This is a genomic window from Streptomyces cacaoi (assembly GCF_006539165.1).
GTDB lineage: Bacteria > Actinomycetota > Actinomycetes > Streptomycetales > Streptomycetaceae > Streptomyces > Streptomyces cacaoi.
This window is the reverse complement of record NZ_BJMM01000024.1, coordinates 18,793-38,753: the sequence shown is the minus strand read 5'-3', so window position 1 is coordinate 38,753 and position 19,961 is coordinate 18,793. Positions and strand designations below refer to the sequence as shown.

General features: G+C 75.2%; 15 protein-coding genes. 2 read left to right on the top strand and 13 right to left on the bottom strand.

Annotation, left to right across the window (positions count from 1 at the left end; genetic code table 11):
* Positions 1–85: 85 nt before the first annotated feature.
* From SCA03_RS37310 to SCA03_RS21475, 5 genes are all read right to left on the bottom strand, one after another.
* Complete coding sequence (locus tag SCA03_RS37310) at positions 86–1,975, bottom strand: hypothetical protein (protein WP_371863967.1); 1,890 nt, start codon at positions 1,973–1,975, stop codon at positions 86–88.
* Positions 1,976–2,825: 850 nt separating this feature from the next.
* Positions 2,826–4,085 (bottom strand): COG1470 family protein, encoded by a 1,260-nt coding sequence (locus tag SCA03_RS21490; RefSeq protein WP_141275577.1) that lies wholly within the window; start codon positions 4,083–4,085, stop codon positions 2,826–2,828.
* Positions 4,086–4,740: 655 nt separating this feature from the next.
* Positions 4,741–5,556 carry an LPXTG cell wall anchor domain-containing protein gene (locus tag SCA03_RS21485; RefSeq protein ID WP_371863966.1) on the bottom strand — a complete coding sequence of 272 codons (816 nt, stop codon included), beginning with the start codon at positions 5,554–5,556 and terminating at the stop codon, positions 4,741–4,743.
* A gap of 420 nt (positions 5,557–5,976) precedes the next feature.
* Positions 5,977–6,441, bottom strand: coding sequence for an ATP-binding protein (locus SCA03_RS21480; protein ID WP_030889101.1), 465 nt, complete (start codon positions 6,439–6,441; stop codon positions 5,977–5,979).
* Positions 6,442–6,908: 467 nt separating this feature from the next.
* Positions 6,909–7,289: an STAS domain-containing protein gene (locus tag SCA03_RS21475; protein ID WP_030889103.1), complete on the bottom strand. Its 381-nt coding sequence runs from the start codon at positions 7,287–7,289 to the stop codon at positions 6,909–6,911.
* Between the two features lie 259 nt (positions 7,290–7,548).
* On the opposite strand from SCA03_RS21475, the gene SCA03_RS21470 reads away from it, so the two are divergent.
* A complete protein-coding gene (locus tag SCA03_RS21470) occupies positions 7,549–8,598 on the top strand; it encodes an RNA polymerase sigma factor SigF (protein ID WP_107429149.1) in 1,050 nt (349 codons plus the stop codon).
* Between the two features lie 568 nt (positions 8,599–9,166).
* Here SCA03_RS21470 and SCA03_RS21465 read toward each other — a convergent pair.
* Positions 9,167–10,723: an MFS transporter gene (locus tag SCA03_RS21465; RefSeq protein WP_086817994.1), complete on the bottom strand. Its 1,557-nt coding sequence runs from the start codon at positions 10,721–10,723 to the stop codon at positions 9,167–9,169.
* A gap of 285 nt (positions 10,724–11,008) precedes the next feature.
* Between SCA03_RS21465 and SCA03_RS21460 the strand changes: the two genes are divergently transcribed.
* Positions 11,009–11,815: a class I SAM-dependent methyltransferase gene (locus SCA03_RS21460; RefSeq protein WP_086817989.1), complete on the top strand. Its 807-nt coding sequence runs from the start codon at positions 11,009–11,011 to the stop codon at positions 11,813–11,815.
* 223 nt (positions 11,816–12,038) lie between these two features.
* Here SCA03_RS21460 and SCA03_RS21455 read toward each other — a convergent pair whose 3' ends face one another.
* The 7 genes from SCA03_RS21455 to hutU form a co-directional block, all read right to left on the bottom strand.
* Positions 12,039–12,422: a hypothetical protein gene (locus tag SCA03_RS21455; protein ID WP_141275576.1), complete on the bottom strand. Its 384-nt coding sequence runs from the start codon at positions 12,420–12,422 to the stop codon at positions 12,039–12,041.
* 124 nt (positions 12,423–12,546) lie between these two features.
* The gene (locus SCA03_RS21450) at positions 12,547–12,966 is read right to left on the bottom strand and encodes a hypothetical protein (protein WP_268932867.1); all 420 of its coding nucleotides are present in this window, start codon (positions 12,964–12,966) and stop codon (positions 12,547–12,549) included.
* 72 nt (positions 12,967–13,038) lie between these two features.
* Positions 13,039–13,581: a GNAT family N-acetyltransferase gene (locus tag SCA03_RS21445; protein WP_199812935.1), complete on the bottom strand. Its 543-nt coding sequence runs from the start codon at positions 13,579–13,581 to the stop codon at positions 13,039–13,041.
* A 164-nt stretch (positions 13,582–13,745) separates the two neighbouring features.
* Entirely contained in the window at positions 13,746–14,915 is a 1,170-nt protein-coding gene (gene hutI, locus SCA03_RS21440) for an imidazolonepropionase (protein WP_086817991.1), read from the bottom strand.
* 668 nt (positions 14,916–15,583) lie between these two features.
* Entirely contained in the window at positions 15,584–16,969 is a 1,386-nt protein-coding gene (locus SCA03_RS21435) for a formimidoylglutamate deiminase (protein ID WP_141275575.1), read from the bottom strand.
* Positions 16,951–18,228 carry an allantoate amidohydrolase gene (locus SCA03_RS21430; RefSeq protein ID WP_030889128.1) on the bottom strand — a complete coding sequence of 426 codons (1,278 nt, stop codon included), beginning with the start codon at positions 18,226–18,228 and terminating at the stop codon, positions 16,951–16,953. Before SCA03_RS21430 ends, SCA03_RS21435 begins: the two co-directional genes overlap by 19 nt.
* The gene (gene hutU, locus SCA03_RS21425; RefSeq protein WP_030889131.1) at positions 18,221–19,888 is read right to left on the bottom strand and encodes a urocanate hydratase; all 1,668 of its coding nucleotides are present in this window, start codon (positions 19,886–19,888) and stop codon (positions 18,221–18,223) included. The genes SCA03_RS21430 and hutU overlap by 8 nt, the downstream gene beginning before the upstream one ends.
* Positions 19,889–19,961 lie beyond the last annotated feature (73 nt).

The following is a 19,961-nucleotide window of genomic DNA, read 5'->3' as shown; positions in this document are numbered from 1 at the left end:
AGCGCTTCTGAACCGCGCCGAGCCGTTCCGAGCTGCCCCGAGCCGCCCCGAGCTCCTCCGAGCCGTCCCGGTCGAACGCTCCCGGTTATTCGGAGAGTCCGGTCCCCCGGCGGTCCCGTGCACGGTGTCCTTCGCCGTACGGGCCGTTCTCCCGGGAGCCGTCCTCGTCCTCGTCCTCGTCCGCCCCTGCCGAGGGCGCGTGCTCGTCCCGTCCGCGCTCCCCTGGGTCGTCGGTGGGGCGTGCCCGGGGGACGCGGGGCCAGGGCTCGCCCACGCCGGTGGAGCGGGTGCGGGGCGGCGCCGGGTCGGGCGCGTCCGGGATGAACCAGGGCAGGGGGCGCCGCGCCTCCGCGTCCCCGCTCTCCCCGTCCCCGGGAGCCGGGCCCCGCGGCGGCGCTTCGTCCGTGGCCCGCGGCCGGGCAGGAGGTGCCGGGGGTGTGGCCGGCAGGGGTGCGGTGTCGCCCTCGTCGGGTACGGGCGGCAGTACCGCGGTCTCGTCCTCGGACGACGACGGCGCGGCGTGCCGGGCCGCGTGCCCGGCCGCGTGCGCGGAGGCGTCACCGCCCCCGAAAGCCTTGTCCTGCCCGGAGGCGTCACCGCCCCCGGAAGCCTTCTCCTGCCCGGAGGCGTCACCGCCCCCGGAAGCCTTCTCCTGCCCGGAGAGGTCACCGTTCCCGGAAGCCTTCTCCTGCCCGGAGAGGTCACCGTCCCCGGCAGAGGCTCCGGTTCCGGAAAGGTCGCCGTGCGCGGAGGCGTCCTCGCGGCGGCCCTCGGGTGCGGGCGATCCCCGGCGCACGCGGGCGCGGAGGCCGTGCAGGGTGCGCGGCAGGGCGGCGGTGCGTCGGCCGTGCGCCGGGCGGCCCGGTGCGGGGGACGCGGACGACGGGCCCGTCACCCGGGGCCGGGCCCGGTCGACGACCGCCATGCCCAGCCGGAAGACGACCGCGGGCACCACCAGGCACAACAGCACCCAGAACAGCGTCACGCCCCACGGCCTGCCCACGTCCCACGGCTGCTCGGTGAGCACCTTGTCGCCGTACTTGGCCGCGACCGTGTACTCCCCGTGCGCCCCGGTCGCCAGCTCGACGGGCAGTTCGACGCGCTGCTTCTCGCCCGGGTCGACATCGCCCCGCCACTGCTGGCGCTCCCAGTCGGGCGCGAGCACGCCGTGCGCGGTGCCGACCTCGAACACGGGGTCGCTGGCCCGGTCGACGCCGAGGTTGCCGACGGTCAGCACGAGCTTGCGCTGCTGCGGCGCCCCGAACCAGTTGAGCAGCCCGCTCTCCCCCTCCAGCCGGGCCGCCAGCACGGTCAGCCGTCCGGGAGTGCGCTGCTTCGGCAGCGGCGCCACGGGATGCCCCGCGACCCGGAAGGCCGCCTCGTCGGCCGCGTAGGCGCCGGTGACCGTCGTGGCACGGACGACGCACGGGCACGGCTTCGGCGGCTCGGCCACCGGGAGCCGGTACCGGAACGTGCCGTCCTTACCGGTGGTGACGGCCCGCCCGTCGGCGTTGGCGCACGTGTTGGTGCCGCCGATGGCGTTCTGCCCGCAGATCAGCAGGGTCAGCAGGGTGCGGGGCCGCCAGCCCGTACCGCGCACGGTGACGCTGCCGCCCGTACCGGCCTCCTTGCGGGAGACGGTGATCCGTGCCCTGTCCTCGGCCGCCACCCGGCCGGTGCCCCGGGCCTGCACCGCCCTCCCGGCCGTCCCCTCCGCCGACGCCGGTGACGAGGAACCGGCAGCGGTGACCGAAGCCTTCGTGCCGTCGGGCGAGGAATCGACGGCGGCGCCGGGGGAGTTCGTCCCGCCGCCCGAGGAACCCGCCGCCGTGCCCACGGGCTTCGCGCCGCCGTCCCGGGAGCCCGTCGCCGCGCTTGCGGGGTTCGCGCCGCCGTCCCGGGAACCGGCCGCTGGTGGCGCGGAGTTCGCCCCGTCCACCGAGGAAGCAGCCGCGGTGGCCGAGGGGGCGGTCACGGCGGCCGAGGGAGCGGCCGTCACGAGGACGGTCGCCGCACACACCAACCCGGCCAGCCCGACCAGCCCGGTGAGGCCGCTCAGCCCGGTGCGACCGGTAGGCCCGGTAAGCCCGGTGAGGCCGGTGCGACCGGTAAGCCCGGTGCGACCGGTGAGGCCGGTGAGGCCGGTGCGACCGGTGAGGCCGGTGGCGCCGTTCGGACCGTTCAGACCCTTCGGGCCGTTCGGGCCGTTCGGGCCGTTCCAGCTCCTCATCCCGGCCGGGGCCGTCGAACCAGCCCACGGGACCGCCCCGGCCCGACCGGGCCGCGCAGACCGGCCGGACCGACCGGCTCGACCGGCCGGGCCGTCCTGTGTCGTCGGCCCGCGCACCGGGCCGGAGGCGACGACCGCCCGGAGCCGTCGCCCGGCCCGCGCACCGGCACCGACGAGACCCCCACTGCCCCATCGCGCCCGCGCGCGGCCCGCCCCTCCGCCCGGCGCGCGGGCACGGGTACCTGCGATACGGGGATTGCTGCTGCTCACGTCGCCGCTCCCGTCGTCTCCGCCGGCCGATGACCCCGCTTGTCCCTGGCCCCCCGCCTCCCACTACTCCCGCTTCCTCGCACCGCCGCCCCCGGCTGCCCGGCCCTCTCGCCCCTCGCCCCTCACCCCTCGCCTCTCGCCCTTCCTCCGTTCCTCCACTCCTCCGCGCCCGCGAACCACCGGCCCCCACAGCACAGTTGGGCCGGACGGTGCCGAAGCCGCGCTGCCCGTCGCACCGTCGCCGGACCGCGTGGGCCGGGCGACGGCCCGGGGCACGCCCCTCGCGCGGGACGGCCGGGCCGGGGCCCGTGTCACCGCGTGTGTCTCATCTGCCACTCACCACCGACCGCGCACCCGAGGCACCGCCCGCATCTGCCTCCTCCGGCGCCTTCTCCGACATCTCCTCCGGAGGAGCGCCCGCACCGCCTGCGGCACGTCCCTCGGCCTTCACGGTCTTCTCGGCCTTCTCATTCGCCTCGGCCATCCCGGCCGCCCCGACCACCCCGGCCGTTTGCACCGCCTCGGCCGTCCCCACCGCCGCTCGCCCGCCATCCGCTCCGCTCGACCCGGCGGACCCGTCCGGCCCGCCCCGCCCCGGCGGCGCACCGCGGGACCGTGGCCCGTTCGGTGCGTCCCGCCGACGGCTGCTGCCGCGTCGGCGCAGGGCGTACCAGCCGAAGACGAGGGCGGCCAGGGCCAGGGCGGCGAGGCCGGTGAGGAGCCAGGTCAGGGAGGGGGCGGTGTAGGTCGCCGAGGCGGTGGCGTGGGCTCCGCCCCGGGCGGTCGCGGTGAGGTGGACGTCCGCGCGGTCGAGGGCGGGGGCGTCCGGCCAGGATTCCTGCCGGGTCACCCGCTGTCCCGGCAGCAGTTCCACCGGCAGGTCGCGGGCCTCGCGCCGCAGCACGGGGCCGAACAGCCCGTCGGCACGCACGGCCAGCCTCGGCCGCAGCACGGTGTTGCCCCGGTTGACCAGTGTGTAGCCCACCTCGACACCCTCGCCCTTGTTGCCCGGGCGTACTTCGGCGTGCTCGACGCCGAGCGCGGCGAGGGTCGGACCGCTGACCCGCAGATGGAGGCGGACCCCGGCCTGGCGTTCACCGTCGTCCACCACCAGCGCCGCCGGGTGGTCGCCCGGCACGGCACCGCCCGGCAGGGTCACCGTGAACGGCACCTCGGCCCGGGTGCGGGCCGGCACCCGCACCCGGTCCTCGGCGAGCGCGATCCAGGTGCCGGGGCCCGTGCTGCGTCCGGGCTCCCGGACGGAGACGGCACCGCCGGAGGCGTTGTACGCGTCGGCGCCGCGCAACCGCAGCGTGCGCGCGCGGTCGCTGTCGTTGGTGACGGCGAGGGTGTCCCGGAGGACGGTGCCGGGGCCGCCCTCCAGGTAGAAGAAGTCCCGCGCGTCGGGGTCCGGTTTCCCTTCCGGCGGCCGGGGCGCGGCGGACCAGCCGCTCCCGCGTGCCGTTCCGTCCGGTACGGCTTCCGTCCGCGCACCCGATCCGGCGGACGCCGCCGTTCCCGACACCGACTCCGCGACCGACCCCGGCACCGACACCGACACCGGGGCCCACGATGCCTTCGCCACCTTCGACGCCGTCGACGCCGTCGACGAAATCGGCACCTCCGACCCCCCGGGCACCTCCGACGCCCCCGGCACCTTCGGCTCCCGCGACGCCGCCGCCGTGACCGCCGTGTCCGGCACCCCTGTGCCCCGGGGCGCCGCCACCTCGGCCGACGCGCCCGCCGTCCCCGGCGCGGACGCCACTGCCGTGGAGCCTCCGGCAGCCGCTGCCGCTCCGGTCCCCGTCGGCCCCGTGAGGAGCGTGAGCGCCACGGCGACCGCCCGGACGGCGCTCCGTGCCCGCCCCGGCGCACGTCTGCCCGGCACCGTCCTCCCGGACACGGTCCCTTCCCCGGCACGGGACGGCATGCCTCCCGCCCCGGGAAGCACCCGTCCCGAACGCCCGGATACCGCACGCCTGTTGGAGACGCGCCGAAACCCGGCACGACCGAACCAGGCACCCCGGAACCCGGCGCGACGGAACCCGGAACCACGGATCCCGGCGCGACGGAATCCGGCACGACCGGCACGACCGGCGCTCCCGGCCTCGGCACGGGCCGAACGGCCCCCGGCCACAGAGCACCCGGGAAGACGCAGCGCGACGGGACGGGACAGGAGGGAACGGCGGACGGCGCCACGGAGGACGGCGCGGCGGGGCACGGTGCGGCGGCGCACGGCATCAGTGCCGTACGGCCGCGGCCCTGCGACGGGTCACCCACAGCGTTCCGGCCACTCCGGCGAGGAGCACCGTGCCGCCGAGGGTGCCGAGCGCGACCGCCGAGTCGGCAGGACCGGTCTTGGGCAGTTCGCCTCCGCCGGGTGCCGCCTGGTTGCCGCCGGTCGCGGCCGAGCCGCCGCCGGTACCGCCGGTGGCACCGCCCGTGCTGCCCGATCCGCCGGTCCCGCCGTCGCCGCCGGTGCCGCCGTCGTCACCGCCGCCCGAGCCCTCGACGTCGAGGGTGAGGGAGGGGCCGGGGTCGCTCTTCGGGTTGCAGGTCGTGGTCGTGCCGAGCGCCTTGATGGTGAGCGTGGACGGCGTGAACGTGACCTTGCCGCTCTTCTTCGGGGTGTAGTCGCCCGACAGGGTCGGGATCTTGATGGGTGTGTTGGCCGGGATGGCCTCCTCGTTGGGCGGGCCGGTCATCTTGACGTCGCCGGTCTCCGCGCCGCCCAGCTTGACGAGGGCGCTGGGCTTCATGGCGCCCTTGCCCAGTTCGACGGGGCTGGAGGAGACTCCCTTCTCGAAGGTCATCGTCAGCTTGTAGCCGCTGCCGCTCTTCTCGCCCTTGATGTCGATCGGCGAGACGGCGCCCTTGTTGCCGATGGGAGTCTTGCACTGGTAGTCGACGTCGACCGTCTTCGCGTGCGCCGCGGGCGCCGCCCACAGCAGCGCGGATCCGGCGACGGCGGTGACGGTGAGCGCGGCGGCCGAGCGTGCGCGACGGCGCTGCCCGGCCAGGCCCGGCCTCGTGTGACGTTTCTTGCTGTGGGACACGGGGGTTCCCCCTTCATCCGGACTCGCAAGTTACTGACGGCACATCAGATGGGCCGTTGACGGTACGCCCGACCCCTTGAGGAAGGAAGAGCCGCAACGCGACCGGAAAGCAAGGGAGTTGTGCGGGGGTCGGCACCCCCTGGTCCGGCGCCGGCGGGGGCCCCGCGCGACGTGCGTCCGGACAGCCGAACGGCCCGGCGGAACCGGTGTTCCGCCGGGCCGTTGCGCGCGTACGGGCCGTCCCACGGGCTGTCCCGGAAGGTGCTCCCGGAGGCCGGTCGGCCCCCGGGAGCGATCACGGCCGAAGGCCGGTCGGGACCGGGAGCACAGCCGGAGCCGGGCCGATCGAGGCCGCGGGAGCCAGGCGGTGCGACAGCGCGGTAGCGGTCGGACAGGGCCCCGGTAGCGGTCGGGCAGGGCTCAGTTGGGGGCGGCCAGTTCGGCCCACACCGTCTTGCCGGGCCCCTCGGCGTTCCGCACGACACCCCAGTCCAGGCACAGCCGCTGGACGATGAACATCCCGTGCCCGCCGGGGCGTCCGGCGCGGTGCGGGGTGCGCGGGGAGGGCGAGCCGCTGCCCAGGTCGACGATCTCCAGGCGCAGGACCTTCGGACCGGCGCCGATCCGCAGCTCCTCCGGGCCGTTGGCGTGCAGACACGCGTTGGTCACCAGTTCGGAGACGACCAGCAGGACGTCCTCGGCCGCGGCCCGCTGGTCCGCGGTGGCGGCCGGCAGCCAGCCCCAGTCGTGGAGGGCCTGCCGGGTGAAGTCGCGTGCGCGGGGAACGGCACCGCTCGCACCGACCAGCCGCAGCCTGCGTACCTGCCGCATCGGCTGCCCCTTCCGTGCTGTCACGGATTCAGCACTCTCCGCAGCGGTTCCCATGGCGCCACTCCCCCCTTCGGAATCGGATGCGGATACGGGGTCGGCGTCCTGCTCGTCCCCAGTATCGGCCTCGCCTTGTCCCCGGGTGTCGGCGCCCCCCGGCTCGCCCGACCGGGAGACGGGCGCCTCCCCGGCCGTGCGGCCGATCCCCCTCGCGCCGGCCCCGGCCGCCGCGTCGGCGGACGTGGCTGCGGCCGTCGCGGGGCCCTCGGGCTCCGGACCGCAGTCGCCCGCCTGGTGCGGCCGGGTGGTGCTCATCAGTGGTTCACCTCACCGATCACCGAGTTACGGTGTGCCGATTCGCCTTCCGGCCGCGGCCCGCCCGCGGGGCGGACGGCCGGTCACGCCGGACACGAATGCCTGACAGATTCGAAAGGTCTCCTGCCCGGCCGCACCGTGAGAACACCCACGGATTCGACCGGAGCGGTGTGACGCGGGTAACGCGGAGGTCACGCACGAGGCGGACGTTACGTCCCGGACGGATGGGCGAGCGCCGCCTCAAGATCATCATGCACCGTGAAGACGGCACCGGCTCCGGTGATCTCGAAGACACGGGCGACCACGGGCAGCATCCCGGCGAGATGCACCCCGCCACCGGCGGACTCCGCTTTGAGCCGGGCTCCGAGCAGCACGTTCAGCCCCGTCGAGTCACAGAACTGGAGGCGCGAGCAGTCGACGACGAGGCGGCTGTATCCCTCCTCGACGCATCGCTCCAGCGGCTCGCTCAACAGATCCGCGGTGTGGTGATCCAGTTCACCTTCCGGAGTCACCACGGCACTGATCCCCACGTGCCGTACGTCGACCGTCAGCCGGCCCTGGCTCGTACTGCCAGGCATCCCGCGGTCCATGCACACCCCTTCTGTTCGTGTAAGGGCCCTTGATGCTTCCCCCGTCGAGTGGTCCGAACACTACGCCCTTGACGCTCCGACCGGTAGCTGAACAGCCAACAGAACAGGGCGAATACGGACAAAAGGCACTTGCCCTGGCTGTGGAGAAGCAGGTAGGTCTAGTAGGGATACCGCAACCTCGTCGGCCTTGGAGGCGCCGCACCCCGTAGTGCACGTCACGGCTTCGGCAGCCATATGCCGAGAATGATGGAGGAGACTCATGTCACCCCGGCTCGACAACGGGATAACGGGCCTCGCGGACGTCACCGACACCGCGACCTCCCCCGTCCCGGCCGTTCCCCGACAGCCCACGGAACGACTGCCGGATCGAACCGACCATGACCCTGCCAGCGACATCCTTCCGGATGACTTCATTCCGGAGAACCCCGGGCTCCCCCTGGGAACCCACCCGGAGCAGGACGCCGGCACCGCGGCCGACGAGGCCGCCGAAGCAGAGCTTCTGCAACAGCTCCAGCTCCCCGAGATCCCACCGTACGACGAGGTGGGACCGCTCGATGCGCGGGCCCTGTCCAAGACGCTGTTCGAGCGCCTGGAGACCCTCGAAGAGGGCACCCACGAGTACGCCTACGTACGCAATACGCTCGTCGAACTCAACCTCGCGCTGGTCAAGTTCGCGGCCTCCCGCTTCCGCTCCCGCAGCGAGCCCATGGAGGACATCGTCCAGGTCGGCACCATCGGCCTGATCAAGGCGATCGACCGCTTCGAACTCAGCCGCGGCGTCGAGTTCCCCACCTTCGCGATGCCGACCATCGTCGGCGAGATCAAGCGCTTCTTCCGGGACACCTCCTGGTCCGTGCGGGTGCCCCGCCGGCTCCAGGAACTCCGCCTCGACCTGGCCAAGGCGGGCGACGAACTCTCCCAGAAGCTCGACCGCGCCCCCACCGTCGAGGAGTTGGCCACCCGGCTGAACCTCTCCACGGAGGAGGTCGTCGAGGGCATGGCGGCGAGCAACGCCTACACCGCCAGCTCGCTCGACGCGCAGCCGGAGGAGGACGACAGCGAGGGCGCGCTCGCCGACCGCATCGGCTACGAGGACCACGGACTCGAAGGCATCGAGTACGTCGAGTCGTTGAAGCCGCTCATCGCCGAACTGCCCACGCGTGACCGCCGCATCCTCTCTCTGCGGTTCGTCGCCAACATGACCCAGTCGGAGATCGGCGAGGAGCTGGGCATCTCGCAGATGCACGTCTCGCGCCTGCTCTCCCGCACCCTGGGCAAGCTCCGCAAGGGGCTGATGGTCGAGGAGTGAGCACGGCCGCCGTCGTGCACGGGCCCACCGCGCCCGGCACCGGCAGCGGACGGGCCCGGGAACACCGGGAGCGTCCGGCGCCTCGGAGGCACCGAACACACCGAGGACACCGAACGCGCCGAGCACACCGGGCACTTCGAAACCTTCGGAAACTTCGAACACTTCGACAACGGGGACGGGGACGAACGACACGGACCACCAACGCGGGCGGCTGTCGCCGGCACCGTCGCGGCACCACGCGACGGGAACGCCGAGGGCACGGCACCGCGTGCTGAGGGCCCGGCCGGACCACGGCGTCCGGCCGGGCCCTCGGTCTTGCCCGGGCGGACGCCTCCGTGCGGCTGCTCGCGGTGGCTCACGGGGTGCGGGTACCACCGGGCCGCCGTCTCACACCTGCCGGATGTGCCGGGCCGGTTGGGCGTCCGCGTGCGGTGGGAGCGTCACCCGGCGGACACGGCACGCCGGTCGGGCGCCTGACACCGACGCCTGACCCCTGACGCCAGACGCCAGACGCCTGGTGGGTGCGTCACCCGTGGGAAACGCGGCGCCCGTTGGACGCCCCGCACCGTCACGCCCGCCGTGCGCCGGACGATTCGCCGTGGGGGGCACCCTGCCCGGAGGCGGTGCCGGGGTCGGTGCCGGGATCGGTGCCGGGGTCGGCCGACACGGCGGCGGTGGGGGCGGCCGCGGCGACGGGGCCGTCCTCACCGTCCAGTTCGCGTGCGACCCGCTGTGCCGTGCGCTGTGCCCAGCGGCCCGAGGTGACGGCCCCGAGCAGCAGTACGGCGACGCCGCAGCCCGCCAGGATCGACCACGCGGTGCGCTCGGCGGCGACGAACGACGCGCCGTGCAGCCCGCCGCCCGCCGCCGCGCCGGTCGCCGCGCCCGTCGCCGCCGCCGTCACCGCGCCGATCACGGCCACCCCCAGCGACGAGCCCACCTGCCGGCTCGTCGACGCCACGGCCGCCGCCACCCCGGCCTGCGCGCGCGGCATACCGGAGACGGCGGTGTTCGTGATCGGCGCGTTGACGAGTCCGAAGCCGGTACCGAAGACGACGAACCCGGCGAACAGCACCCACAGCGGCAGATCGACCGAGGCCGTCACGGCGAGCAGTACGCCGGCGGCCGTCAGGCACGCGCCCGCGGCCAGCAGCGGCAGCCGCGGCCCGCGCGTGCCCACCAGCCGGCCGGACAGCGGGGCGCACACCAGCGTCATCACGGCCATCGGCACCAGGCAGGCACCGGCGTGCAGGGCGCTCATGCCGCGCACGTCCTGGAGGTAGAGCGACGTCAGGAACAGGAAACCGCCCAGCGCGGCGAAGGCGCACACCGCCGTCACGGTGGCGCCCGCGAACGGCACACTGCGGAAGAACCGCAGCTCGATCAGGGGCTCGTGGCGCCGGGCCTCGTACCACAGCAGCGCGACCAGTGCGCACAGGGCGAGGCAGCCGCACCCCAGCGTCACCGGAGAGGCCGGCCCGCCGGAGTGCGGGCTCTCGATGATCCCGTAGGTGAGCGAGCCCAGCATCACGATCATCAGGACCTGGCCGACCGGGTCCGGGCGGCGGCCCCGTGGCGCCCGGGACTCGGGCACGAGGACGGTCGTGAGCACCAACGCCGCCAGCCCGATGGGGACGTTGACCCAGAAGATCGCCCGCCAGCCGCTGACCTCCACCAACAGGCCGCCCAGCAGGGGCCCCGCGGCCATGCTGATCCCGACGACCCCGCCCCACACGCCGATCGCCCTGGCCCGCTCCCGGGGCTCGGTGAAGGTGTTCGTGATGATCGACATCGCGACGGGGTTGAGCATCGAACCGCCGACCGCCTGCAACGCCCGCGCCGCCACCAGCCAGCCCGCTCCCGGCGCCAGGCTGCACGCCAGCGACCCCAGGACGAACAGCGCGAGGCCCCAGCGGAACACCCGGCGGCGCCCGATCCGGTCCGCCGTCGAACCGGCGAGCATCAACAGCGCGGCCAGCACCAGCGTGTAGGCGTCGATCACCCACTGGAGCCCGGACACCGAGGTGTGCAGGTCCCGCCGGATGTCCGGCAGGGCCACGTTCAGCGCCGTCACGTCGAGGCTCACGATGAGCAGGGACATGCAGCACACGGCGAGGACGAGCATCCGGCGCCGCGCGGACAGCGGTGCCGGGCCCTCGGCCGGGACGGATGGCGGGGGAACGGAAGCGCCCTCGGGCACGGGGTACCGGGCCTCCTTCTGACGTCGGGACTCGGGGATCATCGGGGACGTCGCAACGCGGTGTTCCCCGGGGCCCGGCTGCTGCGGGCGGCAGTGCGCGGCCCCGGAACCGCCGTCCGGGAACCGGCTTCTCCGACGGCCGGAACGGCCGGACACAACCACTGGGAGCGTACAACTACCCACCGACCACCCGCCCGCCCGGAGGACGGCATGACGCGTTTCGACCGCAGCGAACGGCGCATCTGGGCAGGTACGGCGCACGCCTACGCCGCCACCTTCGCCCGGCTGTGCGCCCATCCCGTCCCCGCGCTGCTGGACGCCGCCGCCGTCGGGCCGAGGACGCGGACGCTGGACGCGGGGACGGGCCCGGGAACCGTCGCGGCCGCCGCGCACGCGCGCGGTGCCGTGGTGACGGCCGTCGACGCCGAACCGAGCATGGCCGCGCTCGCCCGCCGGTCGGTGCCCGCGGCCGCCGTGCACATCGCCGCGCTTCCCCGACTGCCGTACGCCGACGCGGCGTTCGACGCCGTCGTCGCCAACTTCGTGCTCAACCACGTGGGCCGGCCCGCGGCTGCCCTCGCCGAACTGCGCCGTGTGCTCCGGCCCGGCGGCGCCCTCGCGCTCACCCTGTGGCCGTCGCCGCCGGCGTCCGGGCAGGCCCTGCTCGGCCGGGCGCTGCACACCGCGGGCGTCGTCCGGCCGCCCGAGCTGCCCTCCCTCACACCCGAGGACGATTTCCCCCGCACCCCCGCGGGGATCACCGCGCTGCTCGACACCGCCGGGTTCCGCCGGAGCGGCTGCGAGCGGCTCGACTGGGAGCACCGGGCCGGCCGCGAGGAGTGGTGGAGCGGGCCGGCGTCCGGGGTGGCCTCCGTCGGACGCCTCGTCCGGACCAGGACGCCGGAGGTGCGCGCCGCGATCAAGCAACATTTCGATGCGCTCAGCGACGAATTCGCCGACGCGGACGGCGTGTTGACGCTCCCGCACAGCGCGCTCCTGGCCACCGCGCATCGCTGACGGCGCCACACCCCGACGCCTCCGCGCCACCGCCCCCGCGCCAGCGCCTGCGTGCCAGCACCTGGTGCGACACCGGCTGCGTGCCGCCGTCCTGCGCGACTCCGCTCCGTGCCACCGCCTGTGTGCCGAGCCGGGGTCGCGTCCGGCCGTGCCCCCTTGCCGTCGGCCGCCGGTGTGCAGGAGCGGCGCGAGGCCGGCGCTCGCCTCGCCGGTGGTCTCCCCGTCAGCCGCCCGCGTGCAGGAGCAGCGCCCCGCACACCGTCAGCGGGACGGCCGCCAGGGCGAAGCAGACGCGGGCGCGCCTGTTGCGTAAGCGCCGGGGCAGCGCCCAACTGCCGCACAGCAGCGCCGTACCGGCGGTCAGACAGCAGGCGAGGAGCGCGGTGACGGCGCGGTGGCCGGGGTCCACGGTGTGCGGGACGGCCGGTCCGCACACCGTGTCGCAGGTCAGCCGTGCGACGCCGAGGGCGAGGAACGTGTGCGCGAGCACCGGTGCGACCAGGACGGACGCGAGCGACGGTGCGACCCAGGCCCAGGCGTCCCGGGTGTTCCCCCGGCTGCCCCGGACGGCCGCGCGCTCCCCCTCCGTCGACGCCTCTTCAGCCATGCCCCCACGGAACCCGCCCCGGGCCGCGCCCCGCATGCGCGTTCGTACTCAACGCGACCGAGTGCCGGCCCGGGGCGCCCTCCGCCCTTGCGCGCAAGGCCCTTCGCGCGCGGAGGCGCCGTGCTCAGCCGGCCACGGTGAGCGCGGCGGTGAGCCCCACCACCCCGGCACACCCGGCGCCGAGCGCGTAACCGACCCGGGCCGCGCTGTACCGCCGGACCCAGGGCAGGCTCCAGGAGACGGTCAGCAGGATCGCGGCCAGTCCCAGGGAGATCCACGTCACCACGCTCGCCACCTGGTACCGGGACTCGAACGCGGCCAGCTCCGCACCGGCGCAGGAGTCGCAGGCCATCGGCGAGAGCCCCCACACGAGCAGCGTGAACGGGCAACCGGCCAGCCCCGCCAGCGTCGCCAGCAGCGGAGCGACCCACCCCGCGCCGTCCCGTGCGTCCGGGTCCGGCGTCTCCACCGCGCCCGCGCCCCCGGCAGCCGACTCCCGCTCCCGGGCCGGTGATTCCTCGTCCGTCACCACGCGTTCAGCCATGCCCCCACTGGACCGCTCCGCCCGGGCCCGGCACATGAGCGGTCGTACTCAGGTGCGCCCGGGGGCCGGGCACTACCTGCGGGCCCGCTGCTCCTGCCACTCCCCCCGCGTCAGTACGTACTCGACGTCACCGTGCTCGCCGCCCTCGATCGGCTCCGGCCACTCCCCGAACCAGGTGCGGCGGTAGGAGAGCCCGCACTTCTCCATGACGTGCCGGGAGCGGGCGTTGACGTGCATGGTGTGCGCGGTGATCCGCTGGAGACCCGGCTCGGCGAAGCCCCGGTCGATCAGCGCGCGGGCGCCTTCCGTCGCGTAGCCGTGGCCCCAGGCGGCCCTGCGCAGCCGGTAGCCCAGTTCGGCCGTCGGCGGTGTCGCATCCGGTACCGGGTGCAGGCAGTGCCAGCCGAGGAACTCGCCCGTCGTCCGCAGATGGGTGGCCCAGAACCCGCCGTGCAGCATCCGCTCGAAGGACGCGGTGCGGATCTCCTCGCGGGTCCTCGGGCGGCCGCCGGTGAGGTAGCGCATCACCTCGGGGTCGCTGTCGAGCGCGACGACGAGGTCGAGATCGGACTCCGTGTCGGTGAAGGGGCGCAGGGCGAGGCGCGCTGTCGTCAAGGGCGTCGAGAACGTGTCCACGCCCGTACATTGACGGCCGCCCGGCGGTCCCGCCACCGGATTCCGACCGGAACGGACCGCCGGACGGAGCCGACGGCGGGGGATGGCAGGGAGACGGCGGGCGGCGGCGGGCGGCGGCTGCCGGTCCCGGCCGTCCCGTCCGCTCAGACGCGTGCGCCCGCGTGCCAGACGTCCGTCACCAGCGGCACGCCGGGCCGGTAGGCGAGATGGACGTGCGAGGGCGCGTCCAGCAGCGCCAGGTCGGCGCGGGCGCCCGGGGCGAGGCGGCCGACGTCGGTGCGGCGCAGCGCGAGGGCGCCCCCGGCGGTGGCGGACCACAGGGCCTCGTCCGGCGTCATGTTCATCTCGCGTACGGCGATCGCGATGCAGAACGGCATGGACGAGGTGAACGAGGAGCCCGGGTTGCAGTCCGTGGACAGCGCGACCCGGGCCCCGGCGTCGAGGAGGCGGCGGGCGTCGGGGTAGACGGCGCGGGTGGAGAACTCGCAGCCGGGCAGCAGCGTGGCGACGGTCCCGCCGTGCGCGAGGGCGTCCACGTCGGCGTCGGTCAGATGGGTGCAGTGGTCGGCGGAGGCGGCGCCGAGCTCGACGGCGAGCTGGACGCCGGGGCCGTGCGAGAGCTGGTTGGCGTGCACCCGGGGCGTGAGACCCCTGGCCTGGCCGGCGGTGAGGATGGCGCGGGCCTGGTCCTCGCCGAAGGCGCCCTGCTCGCAGAACACGTCGACCCAGCGGGCGTAGGGGGCGCAGGCGTCGAGCATCTCGCCGGTGACGAGCGCGGTGTAGCCGTCCGGGTCGTCGGCGTACTCGGGGGCGACGATGTGGGCGCCGAGGTAGGTGACCTCGTCGGCCTGCTCGGCGGCGACGCGCAGCGCGCGGGCCTCGTCGTGCGTGGTCAGCCCGTAGCCGGACTTGGTCTCGACGGTTGTGGTGCCCTGGCGGCGCATCTCGCGCAGATGCGCGGCGAGGTTGGCGGCCAGCGCCTCGTCGCTCGCCTCACGGGTGGCGGCGACGGTGGTGCGGATGCCCCCGGCCCGGTAGGGCCGCCCGGACATCCGGGCGTGGAACTCCTCGGTGCGGTCCCCGGCGAAGACGAGGTGCGAGTGGGAGTCGACGAAGCCGGGGATCGCGGCGCGGCCACCCGCGTCGTGCGCCGTGTCGGCCGCCGGGGCCGAGTCGCTGGGGCCGGTCCAGGCGACGGTGCCGTCCTCGATGACGACGGCGCCGTTCCGGATGACGCCGAGGGGCGAACCGTCGCCCTGCGCGGGGTCGTTGGTGACGAGGCTGCCGATGTTGAGGAGCGCTGTGGTGGGCATGTGGTGTCCGTCCGTGGCGGGTCGGTGGGGCGCTGGGTCGTTGCGGGTCGGTACGTCTGCTGTCGTCGGGGGCTGTACCCCCCGGTCTCGGGCTCGGGCCCCGGTCTGCTGGACCCCGGGTCCCGGGCCCGCCGGGCCAGGGCCCCCGCTGGGCCGGGGCCATCGGTCTGCCGGGCCGGGCCCGGATCTCGGGCTCCCGGCCCGGCTGAGCACCGGCCGCCGGTCCGCCGGGCCGGGCCCCGCTGAGCCGAAGCCTCCGGTTCGCCGGTCCGCCGGGCCTCCGGTCCGGGGCCCCGGCTCCCGATCCGGCTGGGTGCCGGAGTCTCTCCGGTCTGCCGGGCCGGGCCCCGGCCCGTCCGGACCGGAGAGGTGCTCGGCCCGGCGAGCCAGGTGTCCCGGTCCGGCCCGGGGGAGGCGGCCCGGCCCCGGCGAGCCAAGGGATCCGGGCCGTCCGGTGAGAGGCGGCCCGGCTCGGCCAGCCAGGGGATCCGGGTCGTCCAGTGGGAGGCGGCCCGGCCCCGGCGAGCCAAGGCATCCGGGCCGTCCGGTGAGAGGCGGCCCGGCTCGGCGAGCCAGGGGATCCGGGTCGTCCGGTGGGAGGTGGCCCGGTCCCGGCGGGGCGGGGCCCGTTCGGGAAGGGGAGGCGCTCGGTCGGGCACGGCGGGGTGTCAGGGGCGTAGGGCGGCGATGGTGTCGGTCAGGGCGCGGGGGACGTCGGGCACCGTCGTGTGCCGGCCGTCCTGGACGAGGTGCCGGCCGCCGACGACGGTGTGCCGCACATCGCAGGCCGTCGCCGCGAACACCGCCGTCTCCCCGGCCAGCCGCGGCACGGGGCCGGCCGTGCGCACCGAGTCGAGCGCGACGGTGGTGAAGTCGGCCAGCTGGCCCGCCTCCAGTCGGCCGGCCTCGGGCCAGCCGAGCGCCGCGTGCCCGTGCTCGGTGGCGGCACGCAGCAGCTGACCGGCCGTCCAGTGGCCGCGGGTGCGGCTGCGCAGCCGCTCGTCGAGTTCGAGGGCGCGTGCCTCCTCGAACAGGTCGACGACGGCGTGGCTGTCGCTGCCCAGCGAGAGCGAGGACCCGGCCCGCTGGAGCGCGGGCGCCGGGCCGATGCCGTCGGCCAGGTCGCGTTCGGTCGTCGGGCACATGCACACGCCGGTGCCGGAGCTGCCGAGGCGGCGGATGTCGTCGCCGTCCAGGTGGGTGGCGTGCACGGCGACGGTGCGCGGTCCCAGCACCCCGTGGTCGGCGAGGAGTTCGGTCGGGGTGACGCCGTGCACGCTGCGGCAGGACTCGTTCTCGGCGGTCTGCTCGGACAGATGGACGTGCAGCGGCGCGTCCCGTTCGCGTGCCCACTCGGCGACGGTGCCCAGCTCCCGGGCCGGTACGGCGCGCACCGAGTGCACGGCGGCGCCGAGCCGGGCGTGCGGCCGGTCCGGGTCGTTCTCCGGCACGAAGCCGGCGGCCCGCTCGGCCCACGCCTCGGCCGTGCCGTCGGAGAACCGCCGCTGCTGCCGGGTGGGCGGCTCGCCCCGGCCGCGGCGGCCGATGCCGGAGGCGAGGTACGCGGTGTCCAGCAGGGTGATGCGGATCCCGGCGTCGCGGGCCGCGGCGACCAGCGCATGGCTCATCGCGTTGGGGTCGTCGTAGCGCTCGCCGCCGGGCGCGTGGTGCAGATAGTGGAACTCGCCGACGCAGGTGATGCCGGCGAGCGCCATCTCGGCGTAGACGGCGCGGGCCAGCGCGTAGTAGCTGTCCGGGGTGAGCAGCGACGCCGTCTGGTACATCGTGTCGCGCCAGGTCCAGAAGGTGCCCGAGCCCACCTGGACGGTGCCGCGCAGCGCACGGTGGAAGGCGTGCGAGTGCGCGTTGGCCAGCCCCGGCAGGGTGAGCCCGCGCAGCACGGTGGCGCCGGGCGGCGGCGCCTCGACGCCGGTGCGGACGGCCGTCAGGCGCCCGCCCGCACCGGTGTCCAGGGCGACGCCGGGCTCGACGGTGCCGTTCAGCCAGGCGTACTCGCACCAGTAGGTCAGCTCGGTCAGCTCTGTGGACGGCATGCGAGACCTTCCAGTACATCGGCGAGCGCCAGCACGCCCGCCACACAGTCGTCCTCCTCGGCGGACTCGGCGGGCGAGTGCGAGACGCCGGTCGGATTGCGGACGTACAGCATTGCCGTAGGGATCGAAGCGGACAAAATACCCGCGTCGTGTCCCGCACCGGTGGGCAGCACGGGCACACCGCCGGGCGGGGTGCCCGGCCGCGCCGCGAGCCGCTCGGCCAGCCGGTCGCGCAGGGCGTGGTCGAACTCGACGAGCGCCGTCGCCGACTCGCGGACGACGGCCACCTCCACGCCGTCGCGACCGCCGCGCTCGGCCGCCGCCCGCTCGATCTCCGCGACGACCCCGGCGAGCGTCTCCTCATCCGGCGCCCGCGAGTCCAGCCAGCCGCTGACCAGCGACGGCACGGCGTTCACCCCGTTCGGCTCGACGGCGACCTTCCCGAAGGTGGCCAGCGCGCCCGCCAGCCGCGCCTTCTTCCGGGCCGCCAGCACCGTGTTGGCGTAGGTCAGCATCGGGTCGCGGCGGTCCTCCAGCCGGGTCGTGCCCGCGTGGTTGGCCTCGCCGCGGAAGTCGAACCGCCAGCGGCCGTGCGGCCAGATCGCGGAGGCGACCGCCACCGGGTGCGGGGTCTCGGCCAGGGCCCGGCCCTGCTCGATGTGCAGCTCGACGAACGCGCCGATCCGGGCGAGGCGTTCGGGGTCGGGGCCCAGCGTCGACGGATCGTACCCGGCCGCCTCCATGGCCTGCGGCAGCGTGGTGCCGTCCGCGTCGCGCAGCGCGTACGCGGCCTCCGGGGTGAGGGTGCCGGCCGTCAGCCGGGAGCCGACGCAGGCCAGGCCGAAGCGGGCGCCCTCCTCGTCGGCGAAGTTGACCACACCGAAGGGGCGGGTGAACGCGGCGCCGCGCGCCCGGAGTTCGTCGAAGGCGGCGAAGGCCGACAGCACGCCGAGCGGGCCGTCGAAGGCGCCGCCGTCCGGCACGGAGTCCAGGTGCGAGCCGGTGACCACGGCGTCGCCCGCCGCCGGGTCGCCGTGCCAGGCCCACTGGTTCCCGTTCCGGTCCAGCTCGTAGGCGAGGCCGCGGGCCTTCGCCTGCGCCCGGAACCACTCGCGGCACTCGGCGTCGGCGCCGCCCCAGGCGAACCGCCGATACCCCCCGCTGCCGGGGTGCCGCCCGACACCGAGCAGTTCCCGCCACATGCTGTGGAAGGACGGCACGCCGGGAGCGCCCCCGGCGGCCTCGCGGTCGTCACGCATCGGCCGCGCCCTCCCGCATGGGGACGCGGACGCCGCGCTCCCCGGCGACGGCCTCGGCCTCGGGGTATCCGGCGTCGACATGCCGGATGACGCCCATGCCCGGGTCGTTCGTCAGCACCCGGCGCAGCTTCTCACCCGCGAGGGCCGTCCCGTCGGCGACCGTGACCTGCCCGGCGTGCAGCGAGCGGCCCATGCCGACGCCGCCGCCGTGGTGCAGGGACACCCAGGAGGCGCCGGAGGCCACGTTCACCATGGCGTTGAGCATGGGCCAGTCAGCGATCGCGTCGGACCCGTCGCGCATGCCCTCCGTCTCGCGGTAGGGCGAGGCGACGGAGCCGCAGTCGAGGTGGTCCCGGCCCAGCACCAGGGGCGCGCTGATCTCGCCGGACGCGACCATCTCGTTGAACCGCTCCCCCGCGCGGTCCCGCTCGCCGTATCCGAGCCAGCAGATCCGGGCGGGCAGCCCCTGGTAGTGGACGCGTTCCCCAGCGAGCTTCAGCCAGCGGGCGAGGGACTCGTTCTCCGGGAAGAGGTCGAGCAGGGCCCGGTCGGTGGCGGCGATGTCGGCGGGGTCGCCGGAGAGCGCGGCCCAGCGGAAGGGGCCCTTGCCCTCGCAGAACAGCGGCCGGATGTAGGCGGGGACGAAGCCCGGGAAGGCGAACGCGCGCTCGAACCCGCCGAGTTGGGCCTCGCCGCGCAGCGAGTTGCCGTAGTCGAAGACCTCGGCACCGGCGTCCTGGAAGCCGACCATGGCCTCCACGTGCCGGGCCATGGACTCCCGGGCGCGGGCGGTGAAGTCGGCGGGCTTCTCGGCCGCGTAGTCCGCCATGTCGTCGAAGTCGACGCCGAGGGGGAGGTAGGCCAGCGGGTCGTGGGCGGAGGTCTGGTCGGTGACGATGTCGATCGGTGCGCCGTCGGCGAGCATCCGCGGCAGCACCTCGGCGGCGTTGCCGAGCAGCCCGATGGACAGCGGGCGCCGCGCGTCGCGTGCCTCGACGGCGAGCCGGAGCGCGTCGGCGACGCTGTCGGCGCGCACGTCCAGATAGCCGTGCGCGATACGGCGTTCGATCCGCGAGGGGTCGCACTCGACGACGATCGCCACACCGTCGTTCATGGTGACGGCGAGCGGCTGGGCGCCGCCCATGCCGCCGAGTCCGGCGGTCAGCGTGACGGTGCCGGCGAGGGTGCCGCCGAACTTCTTCGCCGCGACGGCGGCGAACGTCTCGTAGGTGCCCTGGAGGATGCCCTGGGTGCCGATGTAGATCCACGAACCGGCCGTCATCTGGCCGTACATGGTCAGCCCGAGCTGTTCGAGGCGGCGGAACTCCTCCCAGTTGGCCCAGTCGCCGACGAGGTTCGAGTTGGCGATGAGCACCCTGGGCGCCCACTCGTGCGTCGTCATGACGCCGACGGGCCGGCCGGACTGGACGAGCATCGTCTCGTCGTCCCGCAGCGTGGTCAGCGTGCGGACCATCGCGTCGAAGGAGTTCCAATCCCGTGCGGCCTTGCCGGTGCCGCCGTAGACGACGAGCTTGTCGGGATGCTCGGCCACCTCCGGGTCGAGGTTGTTCTGAAGCATCCGCAGCGCGGCCTCCTGCTGCCACCCCCGGGCGCTCAGCGCGCTGCCGCGCGGTGCCCGGACGGGGCGCGGCCCAGCCATTCCACTCCCACCACTCATGGTGTTGCCTCCCTCACCGACCGACGTGGAGACGGTGCACGGCGCCGGCGGCGTA

What these genes read in the sequence shown, in the direction of transcription:
- hutI (WP_086817991.1), bottom strand. Translation starts at nt 14,915, where the DNA reads ATGCCCACCACAGCGCTCCTCAACATCGGCAGCCTCGTCACCAACGAC.
- SCA03_RS21460 (WP_086817989.1), top strand. Translation starts at nt 11,009, where the DNA reads ATGACGCGTTTCGACCGCAGCGAACGGCGCATCTGGGCAGGTACGGCG.
- SCA03_RS21470 (WP_107429149.1), top strand. Translation starts at nt 7,549, where the DNA reads ATGTCACCCCGGCTCGACAACGGGATAACGGGCCTCGCGGACGTCACC.
- hutU (WP_030889131.1), bottom strand. Translation starts at nt 19,888, where the DNA reads ATGGCTGGGCCGCGCCCCGTCCGGGCACCGCGCGGCAGCGCGCTGAGC.
- SCA03_RS21435 (WP_141275575.1), bottom strand. Translation starts at nt 16,969, where the DNA reads ATGCCGTCCACAGAGCTGACCGAGCTGACCTACTGGTGCGAGTACGCC.
- SCA03_RS21475 (WP_030889103.1), bottom strand. Translation starts at nt 7,289, where the DNA reads ATGGACCGCGGGATGCCTGGCAGTACGAGCCAGGGCCGGCTGACGGTC.
- SCA03_RS21480 (WP_030889101.1), bottom strand. Translation starts at nt 6,441, where the DNA reads ATGGGAACCGCTGCGGAGAGTGCTGAATCCGTGACAGCACGGAAGGGG.
- SCA03_RS21450 (WP_268932867.1), bottom strand. Translation starts at nt 12,966, where the DNA reads ATGGCTGAACGCGTGGTGACGGACGAGGAATCACCGGCCCGGGAGCGG.
- SCA03_RS21465 (WP_086817994.1), bottom strand. Translation starts at nt 10,723, where the DNA reads ATGCTCGTCCTCGCCGTGTGCTGCATGTCCCTGCTCATCGTGAGCCTC.
- SCA03_RS21430 (WP_030889128.1), bottom strand. Translation starts at nt 18,228, where the DNA reads ATGCGTGACGACCGCGAGGCCGCCGGGGGCGCTCCCGGCGTGCCGTCC.
- SCA03_RS21455 (WP_141275576.1), bottom strand. Translation starts at nt 12,422, where the DNA reads ATGGCTGAAGAGGCGTCGACGGAGGGGGAGCGCGCGGCCGTCCGGGGC.